The sequence below is a fragment of the Streptomyces sp. 4F14 genome, assembly GCF_048159485.1.
Classification (GTDB): domain Bacteria; phylum Actinomycetota; class Actinomycetes; order Streptomycetales; family Streptomycetaceae; genus Streptomyces.
Genome location: NZ_JBLRVY010000232.1, coordinates 1 through 372, shown reverse-complemented (window position 1 = coordinate 372; position 372 = coordinate 1). Strand labels below are relative to the sequence as shown.

At 76.6% G+C, this 372-nt stretch carries 1 pseudogene; it reads right to left on the bottom strand.

Annotation, left to right across the window (positions count from 1 at the left end):
* Positions 1-218, bottom strand: a pseudogene (locus ACLZOT_RS50475) (VOC family protein); the annotation flags it as partial.
* Positions 219-372: the final 154 nt, after the last annotated feature.

The following is a 372-nucleotide window of genomic DNA, read 5'->3' as shown; positions in this document are numbered from 1 at the left end:
CTCCGGGTGGCCGCCGGGTGGGCGGAGCCGGGGGCGAAGAGCGGGACGGTACGGGTGCTGCCGATCGCGAGCGTGCCGGCGGGGGTGCGCAGTTCGGCGAAGTCCTCGGTGGCCCGGTCCGCGCGCACGCCGGTGACGCGCTCGTAGCAGCCGACGAGACGGGCGACGTCGTCGGTGATGACGCGGATCGAGACGAGGGTCCGGGTGCGCTCCCGCATTCCTGCGTGAAGGGCCGTGGGGTGGCCCGGTGGTGGGGCCGTGGGGGCGGCCGAGGGGGGACCGTGGGAGCGGCCGTGGGTGCGGTCGTGGGTGCGGTCGTGGTGGGACCGTGGGTGCGGCCGTAGTGGGGCCGTGGGTGCGGCGGTTGTCTGC